Annotated in this window: 22 protein-coding genes; 16 read left to right on the top strand and 6 right to left on the bottom strand. The window is 64.0% G+C overall.

Features of this window, described 5'->3' with window-relative positions:
* Positions 1 to 30 precede the first annotated feature (30 nt).
* Both coaBC and EYW42_RS00500 read right to left on the bottom strand, forming a co-directional pair.
* Complete coding sequence (gene coaBC, locus EYW42_RS00505) at positions 31 to 1,224, bottom strand: bifunctional phosphopantothenoylcysteine decarboxylase/phosphopantothenate--cysteine ligase CoaBC (RefSeq protein ID WP_135533304.1); 1,194 nt, start codon at positions 1,222 to 1,224, stop codon at positions 31 to 33.
* A 72-nt stretch (positions 1,225 to 1,296) separates the two neighbouring features.
* Positions 1,297 to 2,028, bottom strand: coding sequence for an FAD-dependent oxidoreductase (locus tag EYW42_RS00500; protein WP_135533303.1), 732 nt, complete (start codon positions 2,026 to 2,028; stop codon positions 1,297 to 1,299).
* 133 nt (positions 2,029 to 2,161) lie between these two features.
* On the opposite strand from EYW42_RS00500, the gene EYW42_RS00495 reads away from it, so the two are divergent.
* From EYW42_RS00495 to EYW42_RS00485, 3 genes are read left to right on the top strand one after another with little or no spacing between them, the layout of a single operon-like run.
* Entirely contained in the window at positions 2,162 to 2,692 is a 531-nt protein-coding gene (locus EYW42_RS00495) for a type II toxin-antitoxin system RatA family toxin (protein ID WP_135533302.1), read from the top strand.
* 57 nt (positions 2,693 to 2,749) lie between these two features.
* On the top strand, positions 2,750 to 4,087 hold the full coding sequence (trkA, locus tag EYW42_RS00490; RefSeq protein WP_135533301.1) for a Trk system potassium transporter TrkA: 1,338 nt from the start codon (positions 2,750 to 2,752) through the stop codon (positions 4,085 to 4,087).
* Positions 4,084 to 5,613, top strand: coding sequence for a TrkH family potassium uptake protein (locus tag EYW42_RS00485; RefSeq protein WP_135533300.1), 1,530 nt, complete (start codon positions 4,084 to 4,086; stop codon positions 5,611 to 5,613). Before trkA ends, EYW42_RS00485 begins: the two co-directional genes overlap by 4 nt.
* 228 nt (positions 5,614 to 5,841) lie before the next feature.
* On the opposite strand, the gene mvaD is transcribed toward EYW42_RS00485, so the two are convergent.
* Positions 5,842 to 6,825: a phosphomevalonate decarboxylase MvaD gene (gene mvaD, locus EYW42_RS00480; RefSeq protein ID WP_135533299.1), complete on the bottom strand. Its 984-nt coding sequence runs from the start codon at positions 6,823 to 6,825 to the stop codon at positions 5,842 to 5,844.
* Between the two features lie 144 nt (positions 6,826 to 6,969).
* Between mvaD and nth the strand changes: the two genes are divergently transcribed.
* Positions 6,970 to 7,656, top strand: coding sequence for an endonuclease III (gene nth, locus EYW42_RS00475; protein WP_135533298.1), 687 nt, complete (start codon positions 6,970 to 6,972; stop codon positions 7,654 to 7,656).
* 413 nt (positions 7,657 to 8,069) lie between these two features.
* Here nth and EYW42_RS00470 read toward each other — a convergent pair whose 3' ends face one another.
* Entirely contained in the window at positions 8,070 to 8,552 is a 483-nt protein-coding gene (locus EYW42_RS00470) for a DUF7321 family protein (protein ID WP_135533297.1), read from the bottom strand.
* Between the two features lie 298 nt (positions 8,553 to 8,850).
* On the opposite strand from EYW42_RS00470, the gene EYW42_RS00465 reads away from it, so the two are divergent.
* The 9 genes from EYW42_RS00465 (at position 8,851) to EYW42_RS00425 (ending at position 14,424) form a co-directional block, all read left to right on the top strand.
* Positions 8,851 to 9,699 carry a DUF7319 domain-containing protein gene (locus EYW42_RS00465; RefSeq protein ID WP_135533296.1) on the top strand — a complete coding sequence of 283 codons (849 nt, stop codon included), beginning with the start codon at positions 8,851 to 8,853 and terminating at the stop codon, positions 9,697 to 9,699.
* 95 nt (positions 9,700 to 9,794) lie between these two features.
* Complete coding sequence (locus EYW42_RS00460) at positions 9,795 to 10,442, top strand: plastocyanin/azurin family copper-binding protein (protein WP_135533295.1); 648 nt, start codon at positions 9,795 to 9,797, stop codon at positions 10,440 to 10,442.
* 3 nt (positions 10,443 to 10,445) lie between these two features.
* On the top strand, positions 10,446 to 10,832 hold the full coding sequence (locus EYW42_RS00455) for a DUF7318 family protein (RefSeq protein ID WP_135533294.1): 387 nt from the start codon (positions 10,446 to 10,448) through the stop codon (positions 10,830 to 10,832).
* Positions 10,833 to 10,834: 2 nt separating this feature from the next.
* Positions 10,835 to 11,698: a QcrA and Rieske domain-containing protein gene (locus tag EYW42_RS00450; protein ID WP_135533293.1), complete on the top strand. Its 864-nt coding sequence runs from the start codon at positions 10,835 to 10,837 to the stop codon at positions 11,696 to 11,698.
* Between the two features lie 3 nt (positions 11,699 to 11,701).
* Positions 11,702 to 12,496, top strand: a complete 795-nt coding sequence (locus EYW42_RS00445; RefSeq protein ID WP_135533292.1) for a cytochrome b — start codon at positions 11,702 to 11,704, stop codon at positions 12,494 to 12,496.
* Positions 12,497 to 12,500: 4 nt separating this feature from the next.
* Positions 12,501 to 13,268, top strand: coding sequence for a cytochrome bc complex cytochrome b subunit (locus tag EYW42_RS00440; RefSeq protein WP_135533291.1), 768 nt, complete (start codon positions 12,501 to 12,503; stop codon positions 13,266 to 13,268).
* A 15-nt stretch (positions 13,269 to 13,283) separates the two neighbouring features.
* Positions 13,284 to 13,601 carry a DUF7315 family membrane protein gene (locus EYW42_RS00435; protein ID WP_135533290.1) on the top strand — a complete coding sequence of 106 codons (318 nt, stop codon included), beginning with the start codon at positions 13,284 to 13,286 and terminating at the stop codon, positions 13,599 to 13,601.
* Complete coding sequence (locus EYW42_RS00430; protein ID WP_135533289.1) at positions 13,594 to 13,863, top strand: DUF7314 family protein; 270 nt, start codon at positions 13,594 to 13,596, stop codon at positions 13,861 to 13,863. Before EYW42_RS00435 ends, EYW42_RS00430 begins: the two co-directional genes overlap by 8 nt.
* Before the next feature lie 126 nt (positions 13,864 to 13,989).
* Positions 13,990 to 14,424, top strand: a complete 435-nt coding sequence (locus EYW42_RS00425; protein WP_135533288.1) for a DUF7313 family protein — start codon at positions 13,990 to 13,992, stop codon at positions 14,422 to 14,424.
* Positions 14,425 to 14,462: 38 nt separating this feature from the next.
* Here the strand turns inward: EYW42_RS00425 and EYW42_RS00420 are convergent, their stop codons facing one another.
* The gene (locus EYW42_RS00420) at positions 14,463 to 15,188 is read right to left on the bottom strand and encodes an NAD(+)/NADH kinase (protein ID WP_135533287.1); all 726 of its coding nucleotides are present in this window, start codon (positions 15,186 to 15,188) and stop codon (positions 14,463 to 14,465) included.
* A gap of 143 nt (positions 15,189 to 15,331) precedes the next feature.
* Positions 15,332 to 16,642: a M28 family peptidase gene (locus tag EYW42_RS00415; protein ID WP_135533286.1), complete on the bottom strand. Its 1,311-nt coding sequence runs from the start codon at positions 16,640 to 16,642 to the stop codon at positions 15,332 to 15,334.
* A gap of 341 nt (positions 16,643 to 16,983) precedes the next feature.
* Here EYW42_RS00415 and EYW42_RS00410 point away from each other — a divergent pair, with 341 nt between their 5' ends.
* From EYW42_RS00410 to EYW42_RS00400, 3 genes are read left to right on the top strand one after another with little or no spacing between them, the layout of a single operon-like run.
* On the top strand, positions 16,984 to 17,577 hold the full coding sequence (locus EYW42_RS00410) for a plastocyanin/azurin family copper-binding protein (protein ID WP_135533285.1): 594 nt from the start codon (positions 16,984 to 16,986) through the stop codon (positions 17,575 to 17,577).
* A 45-nt stretch (positions 17,578 to 17,622) separates the two neighbouring features.
* Positions 17,623 to 18,312 carry a potassium channel family protein gene (locus EYW42_RS00405; RefSeq protein ID WP_135533284.1) on the top strand — a complete coding sequence of 230 codons (690 nt, stop codon included), beginning with the start codon at positions 17,623 to 17,625 and terminating at the stop codon, positions 18,310 to 18,312.
* Positions 18,313 to 19,905 (top strand): TrkH family potassium uptake protein, encoded by a 1,593-nt coding sequence (locus EYW42_RS00400; protein WP_135533283.1) that lies wholly within the window; start codon positions 18,313 to 18,315, stop codon positions 19,903 to 19,905.
* Positions 19,906 to 19,952: the final 47 nt, after the last annotated feature.

Here is a 19,952-nt window from a genome sequence, read left to right as displayed (position 1 = left end):
GCGTTTCTCCCCGGGCTTACGGCCGCGGATTCACGATACCTCTTCTGCCAGTTCGTCTGCTACTCGGACCCCTAAGCCCGCCTTACTACCCGAAAACTCGTTCGTTTCGCCGCTCCGGACGACCAGCGCTCGCGTCTCGGACTCGCCCATCACGCTCGCGTCGTTGGCGACGACGAAGGCAAGCCCGACGCGGTCCAGCGTCTCGCGCGCGGCGGCGACCATCGCCTCGTCGTCGCCGCTCGTTTCGGCTTTGAACCCGACGACAGGGAGGTTCGGGTTCGCGCTCCGAACCTCGTCGATGACCTTCGGCGTGGGGTCAAGTTCGACCGTGATCGAGTCGCCGGAGCGGATCTTCTCGTCGCTAGCGTCGACCGTGAAGTCACCGACGGCGGCCGCCGAGACTAGGGCGTCAGCGCCGGCGGCGGCGTCGAGCGTCGCGTCGAGTAACTCGTTGGCGCTCTCGACCTCCCGGAGGTCAGCGTAGGGGATCCCGTCGCCCTCTACGCTTTCGGCAGTGACGGCGTGCGGACCGACGGCCGCGTGGACCAGCGTCACCTCCGCACCGCGAACGTGACACGCGCGGGCGACGGCGCGTCCGGTCCGGCCGGACGAGCGGTTAGTGAGTACCCGAACCGGATCGATGGCCTCCGCCGTCGCGCCGCTGGTGATGACGACGCTTTCGCCAGCGAGCGGGTTCGGCGTCGCAGCGCGAGCCGTCGCGAGCGCAATAGCGTCCTCGGTGGCGATCTTGGCTTTCCCCTCCTCGACGCGGGGGTCGACGAAATCGACGCCCCAGGACTCGACGCGGTCGATAGCGTCGAGAACGCCGGGATGGTCGTACATCGGCTCGTGCATCGCCGGTGCGATGACGACCGGTACGCCCGCGCCGAGCGCCGTCGTCGCACACGTCGTGACGGGCGTGTCGTCGACGGCGGCCGCCATCTTTCCGACCGTGTTTGCCGTCGCCGGTGCGACGAGGAAGACGTCGGCCCACCCGTCGCGGCCGCAGAGCGCGACGTGTTCCACGTCGCCGGTGATCTCCGTTACCACGTTGTTCTCGGTGGCGAACTCCACGGCCCAGGGGTGGACGATCCCCTGCGCGCTGTCGGTCATCACGGCGCGGACGCTCGCGCCGCGCCGGCGGAGTTCGTGCGCGAGTTCGACGGTTTTGACCGCCGCGATGGAGCCCGTAACCCCGAGCGCGACGTTGACTCCCGAAAGCATCGTCCCCGGTTTCGTGATACCGGCGGTTAAAACGTCAGGGCTCGGTCCCACTCGAAACGGGTCGTCTGACGTTCAGTCTTCGTCGTCGTCGACGCTCGGATGCATCGTCGGTTCCGCGTCCAGCGGCTCCGCGATGTACTCGCGCAGGACCTCGCGGCTCTCGGCCTCGCGCCCGCGGCGCTCCGCTTCGTCTATCTCCTCCGTGGCCGGCGGCAGGTCGATACCGCGCTCGGTGAAGTAGCCCTCCGGGGCGACCCAGTCGTGATAGAAGTTGCTCTCGGAGTCCTGGACGAGGGCGAGGCCGACTTTCGCGCCGTGGCCGGCGGCGACGATGGCCTGGTGAGGTTCGTCCGCAAGCCGGCCAGCGGCGTACACACCGTCGACATCGGCTCGGCCGTACTCGTCTACGTCCGCGAACGCTTTGCTGCCGCGGTCGATCACCCCGACATCTATTTCGCGCAGATACGATACGTCGGACCACGAGGCGGCGACGACGCGGTCGGCGGTGTAGCGGTCGCCGCTCTCGGCCGTCGCAGCGAACCCGTTCTCTCGCTCCGCTAGCTCGGTCACGCGACCCTCCGCGAACTCGCAGCCCGCGCGTTCGGCCTGGTCCCGGGTCATGCGCAGATACAGGCGAGCGTCGATGCCCGCGGGGAACCCGGGGTAGTTCTCCAGGTGGGCGTTACGTTCGAGGATCGACTCTCCGTCGGAGACGACGAGCGTGTCGAGGCCGGCACGGGCAGTGAAGATGCCCGCGGAGAGTCCCGCGACGCCCCCGCCGACGATCAGAACGTCTCTGTGCATGCGAGTGTGTGGGACGCGAGTAGGCAAGTAGAACCCGGATCGACGGTCGGACCGCCTCGCCCGCAGTCGGCTCTCCGTGATCATAAAAGCGACCGGCGCAAGGCTTACTTACCGTTCTGCGGTAGCCGGTAGCGTGGATACAGTCGAGGTTAGTACGGTGATTCACCTGCCGCCCGAGGACGTGTTCGACTTCCTCACCGACTTCCCGCGGTACGCGAACTACTCGGAGTACCTTCGGGAGGTTCGCCAGCACGGCGACGGCTCACCGGGGACCGAGTACGACCTGATGTTCGCCTGGTGGAAGCTGAGCTACACCGCTCGCTCGCGGGTCGTCGAAACCGACCCGCCGAACGGTATCGATTGGACCATCGTCGGGGATCTGGACGCGGACGGACGCTGGCGAGTCGAGGAAGTCGCCGACGAAGCGCCGGCCGACGCCGAAACCGCCTCGCGCGTGTTCCTGCGGGTCGACTTCGACGCCGACTCCGCACGCGGCGGGTCGCTCGGCCTGCCCCGGTTCGTCTCGTTCGACTGGCTGGTCGGGAAAGTCGCACCCAAGATAGAGGGGGAGGCCGAACGCGTGGTCGAACGCATCGTTACGGATCTTGAGGGTGAACGTCGTCCCGTGGATCTGCGGATCCATAGCGCACCGAGCGACGTATAGTAAATCTCTTGCGGCAGCCCCGGTAACGGATTCGAAAATGGTCTGGAGGCCCCACACGTGCGGGTGATCGTCATCGGTGCGGGAGAAGTCGGGTCGAGCATCGCCGCGAGTCTCTCGAAGTCGCACGAGGTCGTCGTGATCGACACCGACGAGGAGCGCGTCGAGTCGCTGACCTACGACCTGGACGTTCTCGCTATCGAAGGGGACGGGACATCTCTGGACACGTTGACGGAAGCCCGCGCGTCGGACGCCGACATGGTCATCGCGAGCACCGACAACGACGAGACGAACATCGTCGCGTGCTCGACGACCGAGACGATATCGGACGCGTTCACCATCGCACGCGTTAAGAAGACCTCGCTGCTGCGAACGTGGGAGAACTCACCCGGCGCGTTCGGTGTCGATTTCATGGTCAGCGTCGACCTTCTCACGGCCGAGACTATCGTCCGGATCGCCGGTCTCCCGGGCGCACAGGACGTAGACACGTTCTCGAACGGAAGCGTTCAGATGGCCGAGTTCGAGGTCGCCGACGAGAGCCCCATCGCGAACCAGAGCGTACAGGAGGCAGACCGCTTCGAGTCGCTCACGTTCGCCGCCATTCTCCGAAACGGCGAGGTGACGATCCCCCGCGGTGATACGGTGATCGGATCCGGCGACCAGGTCGTCGTCATCGGAAGTCCGGGGAGCGTCCGCAAGTTCGCCGCAACGTTGACGCCCGACCCCGCTCTGGAGGAGGCCAACGAGATCGTCGTCGTCGGCGGCGGCGAGATCGGCTTTCAGACCGCCCGCCTGTTCGAACAGCGAGGGATCAAACCGCGTCTTATCGAGCGCGACCCGGAACGGGCCCGAGAGATCGCGGAGGCGTTGCCGGGTACCGTCGTACTCGAAAGCGACGCGACCGACATCGATTTCCTCAGCCGCGAACACGTCGACGAGGCGGACATCGTCGTCGCGGCGCTCGACAACGACGAGAAGAACTTGCTCGCCTCCCTGCTCGCGAAACGACTGGGTGCCGGTCGTACCATCGCCGTCGTCGAAGCGGGAAACTACGTCGACGTGTTCGAAGCAGTCGGCGTCGACGTGGCTGTCAACCCCCGCGAGGTGACCGCGGAGGAGATAACTCGGTTCACCCGCGAGGAACACACCGAGAACGTCGCGCTCATCGAGGCAGACCGTGCGGAGGTGTTAGAGGTCGAGATCGACGAAGAGAGTGTTCTCGTCGGGAAGCCGATCAGCGAGGCGACCGCGGAGTTCCCGTCGGGCGTCGTCGTCGGCGCCATCACTCGCAACGACGAGTTCATCACGCCGCGCGGGGATACGGTCGTCGAACGGGGTGACCACGTGGTCGTCTTCGTCGACACGACGGTACTTGACGAGGTCTCTCCACTCCTATGAACGTTCGCGTCGACTGGCGGGCGAGCGTTAGTCTCGTCGGAACCGTCGTGAAATATCTCGCAGTCGCTCTCCTACTGCCGCTACTGGTCGCTCTGTGGTACGGCGATGGGCTGGTTACGTTCGGAGCGACTATACTCTTCGCCGTGCTGTTCGGTTGGTCACTGGAGCAATTCGACGACGACCCCGATCTCGGTGCGCGCGAAGGGTTCCTGATGGTCGGGCTGACGTGGCTTACGGTCGCGTTCGTCGGTGCCGTCCCCTACCTTATCGCAGGCAACGGCACCGTCGCGCAACCGTCGTATGCGCTGTTCGAGAGCATGAGCGGGTTCACGACGACGGGAGCGACCGTGATGGGGGACATCTCCTTCGACACCCACTCCCGAGCGTTGATGCTGTGGCGTCAGCAGACGCAGTGGCTCGGCGGGATGGGTATCGTCGTTCTCGCGGTCGCTATCCTCCCCGAACTCTCAGTCGGCGGTGCGCAGTTGATGGACGCGGAAGCGCCCGGGCCCGGTATCGAGAAACTCACGCCTCGAATAGCCGAAACCGCCCGGGTGCTGTGGCTCGTCTACCTCGGGTTCACGGTCGTGGAATTCCTGCTGCTGTACGGACTCCATCTCGCAGGCCACGCGCCGAACATGACACTGTATAACGCGGTTGCGCACCCGCTGACGACGATGCCGACCGGCGGATTCTCGCCGGAGGCACGAAGCATCGAGGCGTTCTCGGCGGTCGTCCAGTGGGTGATCATTCCATTCATGGTCGTCGCCGGAACCAACTTCGCGCTGTTCTGGCACGTCGTTCGCGGCGAGTCCTCGAATCTGTTCGGTGACAGCGAGTTCCGCTTCTACGCCGGCGCTATGGGTGCGCTCTCTGCCATCGCCGCGGTGATACTGTTCGTCGGGCCGACGCTGCTCGGTCCGTCGAACCCCGTCGAAGTCGCCGGCCAGGGAGAGTCGTCAGTACGCCACGCGGCGTTCAATATCGTCTCTATCGTCACGACGACGGGGTACGCGAGCATGGACTTCCAGGCCTGGAGCGGCCCGGCCAAGTACGTTCTCGTGTTCGCCATGTTCGTCGGCGGGAGCGCCGGGTCGACCGGCGGCGGGATCAAGATAATCCGCTGGCTGGTGATCCTCAAATCGATCCGCCGAGAACTGTTCACCACCGTCCACCCCGAGGCCGTCTCCCCCGTTCGCCTCGCCGGGAAGGCGCTGGACGAGCGCGCACTGCGAGGGATCTACGCCTTCTCCCTGCTTTATTTCGTGCTCTTTTTGATGGGCGCGCTGCTGCTCGCCGTTGACGCCTCCCGCGTCGGCCTCGAACTATCAGTGGTCGAAGCCGTCACGGCGTCGGCGGCGACGCTTGGGAACATCGGTCCGGGGTTGGGAATGGTCGGCCCGATGGGGAGTTACATTGATTTCCCTGCATCGTCGAAGCTGCTGATGGTCGGTCTGATGTGGATCGGACGGCTGGAGATAATCCCAGTTCTGGTACTGCTCACGTCGGGCTACTGGCGGAGTTGATACTGTTAGCCATCCACCAGTTCCGGATCGATTGGACATCTCCGCGAACTGTAGTCGCCAGTGAAACGGTTCACACCGTGATCGCCCGATAGCAGACGTTCGAGTGTGATGGCTGTCACTGGCTACCGTAGCTGAAACAGGGCCGCCGGCAGTCTGATCGGAACGCCCCGACTGATGGAACGCAGTGACTGACCGAACGGCGTCCGTTGGCCGGGAGAAAACGGCCGTTCAGAAGAGGTGTTCGCTCTCCGCTAACACCTGTGCGGGGCCGCCGACCTCCCAGATAGTGGTCTGAACGCCGATGTCTTCGAGGACCTCTTTGACCTGTTCGGCGTACTCGTCAGTGGTGTTGACGTAGACCGACGCTCCGGTGTCCGTCGAGAAGTAGACCGGGATATCCTCCTCCTGACGGAGTTCGCGGACGGCGTTGAATATCTTGAGCGTGGCCGGTTGCCAGTACACCCATCCAGCGGGACCGGTCATCGTGGTGGCCGCGAGCGAAAGGGAGTCGTGTTCCGCGAGTTCGAAGGTACGCTCGAAGTCCCCCTCGCGGAGGGCGTCCCGGGCCTCGCCGATCTGCTCGTGGATGTGCGCGAGGCGTGACTCGAACATGTGGCTGTCGGCGGCCTCTCGGTGAGCCTCCTCGGTTTCCTTGTACGACGGGACGAGACCGATGATCGTCTTTACCTCGTCCTCGAGTGGTGTTTCGATGCGCTCCGAGCGACAGTCGTCGTCGTTGAGTCCGGCGTAGAGGTGCGAGAACCCGCCCGTGACCGCGCGGGCCGCCGACGAGGACCCGCGGCGTGCGATGGTGGATATCTCTGGCCGAGTAGCGTCGAGTTCGGCCGCGTCGGCGAGCGCCATCGCGGCGGCGGCGAACCCGGACGAGGAAGAGCCGAGACCGACGTTCGACGGGAAGGAGTTCTCGCTCTCGATGCGGACCGGGTAGACGACGTGCGCGGCGTCGGAGCGGTCGCGCACCTCCTCGACGACTCGTTTGAGGCGGTCGAACTCGTGGCCTTCCAGCTCGTCGCCGTCGACGACGTAGGTGTCTTCCTCGTAATCGATGTCGAATTCGACGGTCGTTTTGGTGTGGCTCGGTGCCGTACAGACGCTGATGCTGTCGTGGTACGGTAGACGCAGTCGTTCGTCTCGCATCCCGTGGTACTTGACGATCCCCTGAATCGGATGCGCCTTCGCGGTCGCTTTCATACTACACCACGGTGTAGTGGCCCCGCTTAAACCTCCCGGATGCGGAGGTGTCAGAACGGGGGCGATAGTTTGACCGGTGCCGTGAGCCGTGTCTGACGCCGAAGTACCGGATCGCTTAGGAACGAGGCGCTGTGAGGGTGACGTATGGGAACGCCGCTTTCGCCGCGCGACGCGCAGGCCGAGGAAGTGATCCAACGACTGGAGGAAGAGTACCCCGACAGCACGATCTCGCTGAACTTCTCGAACCGTCTTGAGCTACTCATCGCGGTGATGCTGTCGGCGCAGTGTACCGACGAACGCGTGAACAAGGAGACCGCAGCCCTCTTCGAACGGTTCGACGGCCCCGAAGAGTACGCGAACGCGGACATCGAGGAGATAAACGAACTGATCGACTCGATCACCTACCACAACAGCAAGGCCGACTACATCAGGAGTTCCTGTCGAACCATCGTCGAGGAACACGGCGGAGCGGTGCCGGACACGATGGACGAACTGACCGAACTGAAAGGCGTGGGCCGGAAGACGGCGAACGTCGTCCTCCAGCACGGCCACGACATCGTCGAGGGGATCGTCGTCGACACGCACGTTCAGCGGATCAGCCAGCGACTCGGGATCACCGAGGAAGAGCGCCCCGAGGCGATCGAACAGGACCTACTGGGCGTCGTCCCGGAGCGAAAGTGGCAGCAGTTCACCCACCTGCTCATCGACCACGGCCGGGCGACGTGTACGGCGCAGAACCCGGACTGCGCCGACTGCGTGGTCGCGGACCTCTGCCCGTCGGAGAAAGGCGACGGCGAGGTCGACCTGGCGAGCGGCGAACCCTGGAACTGACCGGGCTACCGTCGGGGGTTTTTTCGCCTCACTGACCCCGACCACAGTCATAAACAGCGGTCCGGCCACCCCCGGATTAGGGGAGACACACAATGGCAAACGAAGACGACGAGACTCCGGTCGAGTGAGACGAAGGGCACCCGCACGAGCGCGATGTCACGTTGGCACGGGAGAAAGACGAGGAGGAGAACGCCGAAGCGGAGGGGGCCGAGGACGAAGCCGAGGTCAAACAGGAGGTGGCTCGTCGTCGCACCGAGGAAAGCGGACAAGCGGGACATCGACGAAGGCTCGACGATCCGTCACGACGGGTGCGCGCGGGACAACGAAGAACCGCGACAACCACCGCGACGAAGGGCCGTTCCAGAGCTGAGGCCGTTTCGCCGTCCGCTTTTTCAGACGAGCGGGAATCCGGTTCAGAACACCTGATACTTGACGAGGTAACGAGCGACACCTAGCGCGTACGCGATGAGCCAGAAGAGGACGTAGCCGAACACGCCGACGCGAAGTCGGCGTCGCCAGTCGTCGGCGTGCTCGTGGATGTCTGAGAGCGAGACGTCCTGATTCGGTTCGGCGTACAGGTCGGACTGGCGCTTCGCCTGCAGGATACGGACGATACCAGTAAGCGCAACGAGGAGCATCGCGTAGGCCTGTAACCCGAAGAACGCGTGAGCCGCGGCGAAGCCGCCGAGCTGGTCCCACAGTCGCGGAACCATCCAGACGACGACGGGCACCGTGTTGAGGACGAGACCGGTAACGATGAACTTCAGATGGTAGATGAGTACCCCCCAGGTGACCGTCTCCGTGTCGATCATAATCCACGCCCCGTAGAGATAAAACGGAAAGCTGAGCGTCACGAGGGCGGCTGCGACGGTCGCGAGGAAGACATCCGACGCCATAGGCCGCGGTTGGGACGGGGACGCGTTAAAACGACCGAAAGTACCTGCGTAGCGATGGATCGGCACCGAAAACGTACGTGAGTGCCTCATACTGTCGGCTGTAATTCATCGAACAGTGGTTCGACAGCAAACGGTGTGTAAGCAAGTAACGCGGCCATACTTGCCTCGCAGTCTTCACGTACTTACAGCCGACAGTATCAACCGGCGAGAGCGAGATAGTCTCGATTACAGCCACTGGGACCGAGACGGTCGTCGGACAACCAACAGTATAAGCCTGTGGGGGACCGATCGCCGCATAATGGCCGACTCCCCATCGTCGCCGGAAGAGGATCCGGACGACCGTGAGGCCGCCGTCCCGGCAACGGACGGGGCGTCAAACGCGGACGACTCGCTGGGCGAACAGTCAGTCGGGGGCGATGAAACGGCGGAGATCTCGGAGGCCGAACTCCGCGAACAGGTGGAAGAGCGGTACGATTTCGACGACTTCGGGCCGCAAGACATGGCCGAAATGAGTCCCGAAGAGTGGGACGCCGCCTTCGACGACGACACGTGGATCACCGGCCGGGACCTTCTCGACCGGGTCGAGGCGGACCTGGCGAGTCAGATCGCCGACCGTCAGGTGTTCGCCGTTCTCGAACGAAGACAGCAGGACGGAGAGCAGCGGTTGCTCGCGTACTCTGACGACGGCTACGCACTGGTGTATCCTGACGGCACCGTCGAGGGGTTCGGCACAGTCCTTCGCGACGTCAAACCGACTATCGCGCTCTGCTCGATGGAGAGCTACACGCCGCCGGAACCGCCGGAAGGGGGCGTTTCACTTCCTGATCCCGAATCGGTGGCCGAGGGGAGCGGCGAACTCGGTAATCTAATGCTGCAACTCATCGCCGTCATCCAGTTGCTCGCGGGCCTCGTTCTGATCGGCGCGTGGCTGTTCGCGGATATCACGGGGTTGGCGGTCATCGCTGCCGCCGGCTTTCTCTTCTTCAGTCTCGTGCTGTTCACGACTGTCGCCAACGCACGCCTCTCGGACAGGTTCCGCGCGGAGGAGTACCGCGACCGTCTGCGGGCGGTCGGTCTGGAGTCCGGCGAGTATCCGGATTTCCTCCCGTTGGAAGACGGAAAGGACGATTCTAACGAGAGCGAATGAACCGCCAGACGGCGGTATGGGGCCGCGAACCGATAGCAAGCGGGGGAGTGAGCATCGGTGGGTTTAAGCGAACTGAATCCTGAATTTCTAGGCGTATGAACAGGCGGGACTTTCTGAAAACAGCCAGCGGCGTGACAGGTACCGCCGCTGTCGCCAGCGTGGCGCCACCGGCCGTCGCGCAGGAAGAAGACGACGGGAACGAAACCACGTCTTCCGACAACGAGACTGCCGGCAACGAGTCCGACGGAAACGAGACTGCCGGCGGTGGCGGTGGAGGGGGCGGAACCGAAACCGTCGAACTCACCGGGGACAACGTGTTCGATCCGGACGAACTGTACATCCAGCCGGGCACGACGGTCGTGTTCGAATGGACCTCCGACGGCCACAACATCGTCGTCGAAGACCAACCGGCCGACGCCAACTGGGAAGGCCACGAACCCATCGAGAACGAGGGGTTCACTTACGAACACACCTTCGAAGTCATGGGCGAGTACGCCTACTACTGCAAGCCTCACGCGTCGCTCGGTATGGAGGCGACGATCACCGTCAACGAGTCCGGCCAGAACCCCGCCGCCAGCGGCGAGGGTGGTGGCGAAGTCGACCCGCACGAACTCGGCGTGCCGTTTCAGGCGCACTTCGTCGGCATAGCGACGATACTCGCGATCTTTATGTCGCTCGTGTTCTCGTTCTACGTGCTGAAATACGGCGAATCGCCGAACACGAGTAGCCCCAACAGGAAGTAAACCATGTCATCAGAAGGAAGCAAATACGGCGACATTCACCGCTACGAACCGGCGCGGGAGAGCACCGCATCGGCGATAGCTATCGTGTTGCTGACAGTCATCGAAGTCGTGTTCGTCGGACTCTTCACGTACGGTCTGGTCAACGGCTGGGGATACGTCGAAACGGGGAACATGTACCTCGGGTTCATCCTCGCTGTCATCTTCATCGACCTGGCCTTTATCCTCCTGCTGTACCGCAAGGAGTTTCTCCCCGACGTGATGATCGTCAAGAAGCGCCGGCGAAAGTGGGAGGACCTCTACGTCCGAGAGGAGGACGCTGAGGGTGAAGAACTCGGCGGGAACGCATGGGAGCATGTCAAACGCGCAGTCTACCCGTACTACAAAAAGTAACTATGCCAGAAGACGAAGACAAGTATCCGGTCGAATCGGACCGTCGCCGTTTCGTGAAAGGTGTCGTCGGTAGCGCAGCGCTCGCTGGAGTCGGCACCACTGGTGCCGTCGCCGTCAACTCTGCAACCGAGCAGAGCGGCGCAGGGGGCGGCGCGACGACGGCGATGGCGATCGAAAACACGGACGGTCCCGCACCGCGCGGGATGCCCCAGATCCCCATCGAGATCGAAGACGGCGAGATCAAAGGCGTCTGGCCGGAGGTAACGGAGATCGAGCAACAGGGCCAGACCGTCACGATCACTCAGACCAAGAACTACAAGGGCACCGACGTCACCTACTCCTCCCGCTGGTTCCAGTACTGCGGTGTCCAGTCATACTCCGGACTCAAACCGGAGGCCGACCAGGAGAACTTCTTCCGCTACTCCTCGTCACCGCCGCCGACGTACGGCTGGCAGACTGAGGAGGTGTCGGGTGGCGACCGCGTGCAGGTCTCCGACTTCGAGGGCTACGAGAACTGGGAGAACAGCATCGGTTCGGGCGGCCTCGGCAAGCCCGCTGCGGTGACCTGGCGGTCTCAGGATGTCGACAACGCCAATACCATCCCGGTGACGCTTATCAGGAGCAAACGGATCGAAGAGAAAGCACAGGAAAACGACTGGTTGGCTGCCTCTACCGACAAGGGCTTCATGGCGTATCTGAACAAGTGTACGCACTTCTGTTGCGTCCCCGGCTGGAAGACGAGCGAGCAAGCGTCTCAGTTTAACGCGGAGGACGACGTGTACTGCCCGTGCCACCAGTCGGTGTACGACCCGTTCGAGATCGTCGAAACGACCTTCACGGCGCTCCCGGTCCCCGCGGAGGACTAACACATGAGCTTAGAAAAGAAAGACGAGCACGACCACGAGGCCTGGATGGAGGAGAAAGACCTGACGCCGGTCGAGAAGACGTTTCTGGTCTCGCTGATGTGGCTCGACGAGCGGCTCCGGATCGTCGACTATCTGGAACTTCTAGAGAACCTCTACTACAAGTCGAACCTTCAGATGCCGAAGAGTCACACGGAACAGTACAATCTGGACAACAAGTTCTGGTACTGGTATCCGCTGTACTCGCTCGGGTTCTTCTCGACTATCGCGTACGTCGTCGCCGCGGTGAGCGGAGCCTTGCTCGGCTTCTACTTCGCACCGGCGACTGCCGGCGAAACCGCGACAGCGTACGAACAGGTCATCTACATCATGACGGACCTGAACTTCGGCTACATGCTCCGGAGCATCCACCGCTGGTCCGCGCAGGTCATGACGGCGGCGGTGTTCCTGCACATGCTCCGCGTCTACTTCACCGGCGCGTACAAGGAACCCCGCGAACTGAACTGGCTCATCGGGATCGTTCTAATCAGTCTGACGATGGTGTTCGGTTACACCGGGTACCTGCTCCCCTGGAATCAGCTGAGCTTCTGGGCCGGGCAGATCGGCGTCGAGATGGCGCTGTCGATCCCGCTGATCGGCGAGTGGGCCGCACAGCTACTGTTCGGCGGATTCACGCTCGGGCAGCCCACGCTGCAACGGATGTACATCCTGCACGTGTTCTTCCTGCCCTTCGTCGTGACCGCACTGATCGCCATCCACATCGGCATCGTGTGGATGCAAGGCATCGCAGAACCACACTAAAACCATGGCAGACGACAACGAAAACACCGAGACACGCACGGACGGCAGCGGGCCGGGCATCGTCGCACCCGACGACGAGGTGCCGACCTGGCGAGAGCGCAAGGAGCGCACGCAAGGCCTGTCCCGCCTCACGTACGAGTACTTCGAGCGGTCGCGCCGAGAGGACCAGGACCTCAGACAGGAGTCGAGTTACGTCGAGCGCGACGTGCTCGGCTTCCCGACCTGGCCGCACGAACTCATCCGAAACCTGTCGCTGACGAGTTTCTTCGTCGGCATGATCCTGTTCCTGTCGGCGACGTTACCGCCGGAGATGATGGCAGTGGCGGACCCGAGTACCACGCCGGAGATCATCCTGCCGGACTGGTATCTCTACTGGTCGTTCGGCCTGCTGAAGCTGGGGCCGCTCAACCCCGAACTCTCGATCTTAGGTGGCGAGAAGCTGATGGCCGACCGTACGTACGGCGTCGTCGCTAACATCGTCGTGGTCGGATTCATCGCCATCGTCCCGTTCCTCAACAAGGGAAGCGCCCGTCGACCGGTCGAACAGCCGTTCTGGGGGGCCGTCGGCGTCGGCGGCGTCGTCTTCGCCATCACCATCAGCGCACTGGCGATCAAGAACCTCCTTCCACTCGACACGCACCTACTGTTCGACATCACGTTCCTCGCGCCCATCGTGGCGACGCTGATATCGTACGCGGTGCTGAAGTCGATGCGCGAAGGGTACATGTTCGACCTCAACCGCCGGTATTACCGGCTCCGGCCGCCGAAATAACGGTCTCATTTTTTCATGACTTCGCCCGATCCGACGGACGACAACAAGCAGGGCGGAGCGCGCGAGATAACCGTACCGCTGCGGTTGTACAAGGCGGTAACAGTGTTCTCGACGCTGTTTGCCATGCTCGGCGTCATCGTCGGATTCGTTCTGCTTGACTCGGCGACCAATCGTGCAACGGTGGCGCTGTCGGAGGTGAACGTGCCGCTCGCCCTCGCGGGGTTAGCGGCGATCGTGTTCGGCGGCGGCGTGTACGCGTTCGCCACGCGGTTCCAGGCGGCGGGAATGGGAAACGCTAAAGACGACGACGACGAAAGATCAGATAATGGCTGACGAATTCGCAAAAGGATTCGGGATCCTCACCAGTGCGGGGCTCATCTGGATGGTGCTCGCGGGGTGGTTCAACACGCCTACGTTCGAGGCAAAGGAATACCCACAGTTACTCGCACCGGATCCGGCTAATCCGGATACGTACACGGCTATCGCTCTCGAACTGAAAGACGGCCTGTTCTGGTTCGCCATCCTCGGCGCGTTGACGTTCTGGGTCGTGATTCCCGTCGGCCGCGAGCTGTACGCCGCGTACGCGAGCGAGTAGCCGCTCTGCGGCCGCGAAACGACCGACTCCGGGGTTCTCTTCCGTTCTCATCGTCAATGGTCTGACAGTCACTCGTCGGGCGAGCGATTGGAAAAACACTAATGCGCCAACAACACAGGTTGACGTATGGATCCGTCATCGATGTTCGGCCCCATCGACGCTCTCACCAAAATACAGGTGGAGTTTCTCATCCTGGGGTTGGTGATAGTCAATATGGTTACGCGGATTTTGGCTCACCGGACACACGTCAGTCAGGCACGGGACGGCGCGGACGCGATCACGCGCTACGTACCGCACGAACTCGCGAACGTCCTGCTCGTGCTCGGGGCATTCTACTACTTAACGATCGAACACCACGGCGGCATGATACTCTCGATGCTCGTGTTAGGTACCTTCCTGACCGACTTCTTCGAGTTCGAGGCACGGAAAGTCGAGGCCCGCAGGGAGAAACCGCTCGACAAGCCGAAAGCAGCCGTCGTCGGGTCGCTGTTCGTGCTCTCCTATATCGCGTACCAGAGCCTGTTCTACCTCGTGGAACCGCTCTGGAACGGCGTCGTGTGAGCGCGGACCGCGGCGTCTGACCGCTCCAGTTTCTCTCGTCAGTAAAACGACCGACTAGCCTCGACGACGGCCAGTTTGAGTGCGTCCGTCCGGGCGATGCGGACCGCGGTGTCGTGTGGAACTGCCCCGGCGTTGCGGCCGTCGACGAGCAGCGAGACGCCGCCTTCGTCCCGTTCGACGGAGAGGGTAACGTCGTCGTGCGGGACGACCCACCGTTTTGCGCCTGTGACGAACGGCGCGATGGGCGTGACAGCGACGGCGTCCGTCTCCGGGTCAAGCACCGGCCCACCCGCCGCTTCCGCGTACTCGTGACTGCCGGCGGCGGTCGCCACCACGATGCCGTCGGCCCGAAGTTCGGCGACTCGCGTCGGTCCAGCCGTCACCGAGTACTCGGAGATACGGGCCGGTTCCGACGTGACGAGAGTCACGTCGAACAGCGAGCGAACGGGATCCGCGCCGTCGACGCTCACGGAGAGCACCGGCCGCGTCGCGGTCTCGTATTCCCCGGTGACGACGTCTGCGATCGCTTCGTCCGCGGCGGCCGACGGAACCGAACGGACGCCCGCCCCGGCGTCGACCGGAAGCACCGTCGCGTCCGTGCCGGCGCGGACGAGGTCGGCGAGCGCCGAGACGCCGCTGGCGAGAACCACGTCGGCGTCGGCCGCCGCCGCACCGGCGCTCACCTCCACGCCGGTGTACGAGTCGATATCGTCGGCGAGTCGGTCGGCGTCCGCGCCGACGACTGCGACTGGGTCACTGGCCATTGGAAACCCGCACCATTGCCGAACCGTAGCGGCCCGGGGGAGAAAAGGCTGCAGGTTTCGGTTATACTGTCGGCTGTACGTCGGTGAAGAACTCCGGACAGCCCGGACCGTCCGGATATCTTGAACAGTGTCGGTCGACAGTGTTAGTCGTCGTAGGGCCAGTCGCCCGTGATCTTCATCCCTTCCGCGAGGTCTTGTGCCTCCAGTGCGGTGGCTATCTCGTCTGCCGACTTGCGCTCCGCGTCGAACTCCTCGTCGGCGAGTGCCACCGCCAGTTCGGTGAGGAGGACGGCCTGCTCGCGCAGGTCGCGCGGTTCGAGTTTGTCGAGGGTGTCCGCGTACGTGTGGCCCCAACCCCGCCCGTCGTCGCCCGTCTTGCTCATCACGTGGTAGCCGGGGACGCCCCACTGGACGAACGGCCAGTGGTCGCTGTGCGGGCCGAGTTCGGGGACGGTTTCGATGGGGTGGTCGTAGCGGTCGGCGACGCCCCTGGCGGCCGTCTCCAGCGTGTCGAACCCGTGCGTGTAGAGCGCGAGGGTCCGACCGCGGACGACGCCGTCGAGGTTGAGTACGGCGCGGACGGTATCGCGTTCGACCCGCTCCGACTCGTACTCGGAGCCGACGAGTCCGACCTCCTCCGCGCCGAAGACGACGAAGCGGACTCTGGTGTCCAGTTCGGCCTCGCGCGCGGCGAGCGCTCGGGCGACTTCGACGACCGCGGCCGTTCCCGCGCCGTTGTCCATCGCGCCCTCGGCGATGTCGTGGGCGTCGACGTGGCTGGTGACGAGCAGTTCCTCGTCGGTGTCGGGGCCGAGTTCGGCGTGGACGTTCTGGCTGGTCGCGCCGGATGCGTCGGCCTCGACCTCGACGGTCACGTCCTCGCCCTTGAACCGCCGCGCGAGGCGCGCGCCGACCTCCTTCGAGACGCCGACCGCGGGTATCTCGCCGATCGGGTCGTCCGCGGTGCCGACGGAGCCCGTCGGCGGTAGACACCCTTCGACGTGGTTGCGGTAGACGAACGCCGCGGCGTCCGCCTCGACCGCGTGGTAGTACTTCTCCCGGCGGTGGACGTAGCGGTCGTAGTGGTCCGGCACGTCGCTCCGCGCCATCACCACGTTGCCGGCGACGTCCGCGTCGTCGAAGTCCTCGGGGAGACCGTATCCGAGGTCGACCAGTTCGGCGGTGGTCTCGCCTGCGGGGCTGCGCGGCAGCGCGATGCAGTTCTGCTCGGTGCCGTCGGCCCGTATCGCGCTCTCGCCGCGGGTCCAGCCCTGTATCTCGAACTCGTCAAGACGGGCGTTCCGCGCGCCGACACGGTCGAGCGCGTCGCGCGTCGCCTCCGCGGCACGGTGTTCACCCTCGCTGCCGGCCATGCGGTTACCGACATCGACCAGGGTTTCGAGATGGTCCCACCCGACATCGCTCGTGAAGGTGTCGCCGATCCACTCGGTCATGTCTGGCTTTCCACCGGGACTCCGCCTAAGCGTTTCGGCTTCCCGAGGTGAACGGTTCCGTCGGGTGCGCGGAACCGCTGGCTCGGAGGAGCTCGCGGAAGGTTTCGGCTGTGAGGCCGCCCTCGCTCTCGAACAGCGGCGTCAGGTCCCAGCGATACTGGCCGGGCGTCTCTCCGCCGTCGAGCGTCTTCCCGCAGCTCTCCCGCCGGAGAAAAAATACGTTCGCCCGTGCTTTCGCTCAGAGCAGTGAAACTGAGAGCGCTCGAATGCTACACGAATGGGGCGTCCGATTCGACGGCAAAACCAAAGTATTCAGTACGGGCCAACGCTTAGGCCCGGGTATGTCAGTAGACGACGCGAACGCGAGACTGTCCCGTCGCGGCTTTCTCAAGGCAGGCGCGGGCGCGACGGCCGCTGCGGGTTCCGCCGGGGTTGCGGCGGGCCAGGAAGACGGAAACGAGTCCGACGGAAACGAGACTGCCGGCGGTGGCGGTGGAGGGGGCGGAACCGAAACCGTCGAACTTACCGGGGACAACGTGTTCGATCCGGCCGAACTGTACATCCAGCCGGGCACGACGGTCGTGTTCGAATGGACCTCCGACGGCCACAACATCCTCGTTGATGACCAACCGGACGACGCCAACTGGGAAGGCCACGAACCCATCGAGAACGAGGGGTTCACTTACGAACACACCTTCGAAGTCATGGGCGAGTACGCCTACTTCTGCAAGCCCCACGCGTCGCTCGGTATGGAGGCGACGATCACCGTCAACGAATCCGGCCAGAACCCCGCCGCCAGCGGCGGCGGTGGCGGCCCGTCTCTCCCCGACAGCGCGCTGACGATGGGGATCGCCACGATGGCCGCGATGCTGTCGACGCTCGGACTCGCCTTCTTCTTCCTCAAGTACGGCGGCGACTACGAGACGCCCGAATAGGCAAACGATAGATTTTCACGAGGGGACTGAGTACGCCGACATCGAATGTACATCATCGTCGTCGGTGCGGGTAATATCGGCTATCCGCTGATCGATATCGCCACGAACGACGAGAACGAAGTCGTCGTCATCGAGAACGACGCAGCGAAAGCCGACGAGGCGGCGCGGAATTTCGACTGTCTCGTCCTCGAAGACGACGCGACCGAAATGGCGACGCTCGAAGACGCCGGCATCGACCGCGCCGATGCCCTGATCAGCACGACCGATCAGGACGCCACGAACATCATGGTCTGTCTCCTTGGAAAAGAGAGAGACGTTCCCGCGATCGTCTCGGTCGTTCACGACCCGGCCCACATGAACCTGTTCCGGCGGATCGGCGTCAACACGATGGAGAACCCACAGAGCCTCATCGCCGATTCCCTCTACCGCGCGGTCAAACGACCGTCTATCAAGGATTACATGCGGGTCGGCGACACCGCCGAAGTGTTCGAGATCACGGTCGACGACGACGCACCCATCGCCGGCGAAACGCTGTCATCAGCCGGCTCGAAGGGGCTGTTACCGAAGGGCGTTCTCATCGTCGCCGTCGAGCGAAACGGCGATGCGGACCCGATCACACCCCACGGTAACACCGAGATACGGGTCGGCGACATGCTGACTGTGTACGCGCAGGACGGTGCGACACCCGACGTAACGGACACGTTCGGTCACTACGAGGACCACGAGTTCGCGTAGATGAACCGAAACGGTAGCCGAATTCCGCGGGCAGTCGAGACGATCAGCCGCGACATCGGGTCGCTGTTGCTCATCGAGGCAGTGTTGATGACTCTCACCGTCGTCGTTGCGCTCGCGTTCCGGGAGTTCTACGCGGCGCTCGCCTTTCTGATCGCCGGCGGGATCACGGCCGGCGTCGGGGGAGGCGCACGGCTCACCTTCGCGGACGCGCCGGACCCCCGGATGAAACACGGGATGGTGATCGCGGCCGGAGGGTGGTTCGCGACGGCGCTGTTCGGTGCGCTCGGCTTCCTGCTGACGGCCCATCTGACGCCCGAAAGTGTCGCGGCCGGCTACGTCCCGGCGGGTGCTGAGTACTCTGAATCCAGCCTGAAATACTTCGAGCACCCGCTGCACGCCTTCTTCGAGAGCATGAGCGGGTGGACCGGGAGCGGCCTGACGATGGCCGTCCACGAGCCGTCGCTCCCCTACGCGCTCCAGTGGTGGCGCTCGCTCATCCAGTGGGTCGGTGGCGTCGGCGTAATCGTCCTCACCGTCTCAATCCTCTCGCGGCCTGGCAGCGGAAGCTACGCGCTGTACAGAAGCGAAACGCGCGAGGAGAAGATCCACCCGAGCGTCGTTTCGACGGTGCGGACCGTCTGGGGGATATTCCTGATCTACACGCTGTTTTCGGTCATCGCGCTCTTTCTGGCGATCTACTGGACGCAGGATTACACCGTGTTCACGGCGTTCTGGCAGGGGCTCAACCACGCGATGACCGGCCTCGCGACCGGCGGGTTCAGCGTGACGGACAACTCGATCGCGACGTACGACTCCCCGCTGATCGAGGGCGTCCTCCTGCCGATCATGACGCTCGGCGCGATCGCCTTCCCTATCCACTACGGCGTGTTGAACGGACGGAACCCGCGCCTGCTCCTCTCGGATCTGCAGACGCGGTGGCTGCTGGTCCTGCTCGGCGCCGGCGTCGTTGCCCTCTCGCTTCAGAACCTCGGCGTCGACCCCGTTTCGTCCGCCGCGTTCGACGGGTCGTCCGACGCCGTCCGCGACTCGACGTTCCAGTGGATCAGCGCGCTGACCTGCACCGGGTTCCAGTCCTCGCCCATCGGTGAGTGGAGCCCCGGCGGCAAACTCGTCGTCAGCGTCGCGATGGTGCTCGGCGGCGCGGCGGGGTCGACCGTCGGCGGGATCAAGATCGTCCGCGGGTACACCGTCGCCCGCGGTATCAAGTGGCAGTTCTCCCGCGTGTTCCTCCCCTCGTCGGCGGTCGTCCACGCGCGCATCGGCGACCGAGTGCTCGGCCGCGGCCAGATGGAACGGGAGTTCAGCGAAGCGGCCATCGTGACTATCCTCTGGGTTATCCTGCTGATCGTCAGCAGTCTGGTCCTCGTGAACGCCACCGACGCGTCCTACGCCAGCGCACTGTTCGAAGTGGCGAGCGCGCAGGGCAACGTCGGCCTCTCCGCGGGCATCACGGGGCCGAACATGCCGGCACTGACCGAGGCGATGTTCCTCCTGAACATGTGGGTCGGGCGCTTGGAGATCATCCCCGTGCTCGTGTTCGTGCGGTCCGCGCTGTACGGTCTCGAACCGTAGCCGCGAATCTCCCCTGCAAGCAGTCCCGGCGTTCCGACCCCGGAACC

Source organism: Halostella pelagica, from assembly GCF_004762015.1.
Taxonomy (GTDB): domain Archaea; phylum Halobacteriota; class Halobacteria; order Halobacteriales; family Natronoarchaeaceae; genus Halostella; species Halostella pelagica.
The sequence above is the reverse complement of the archived record's forward strand: the minus strand, read 5'-3'. Positions and strand labels throughout refer to the sequence as shown.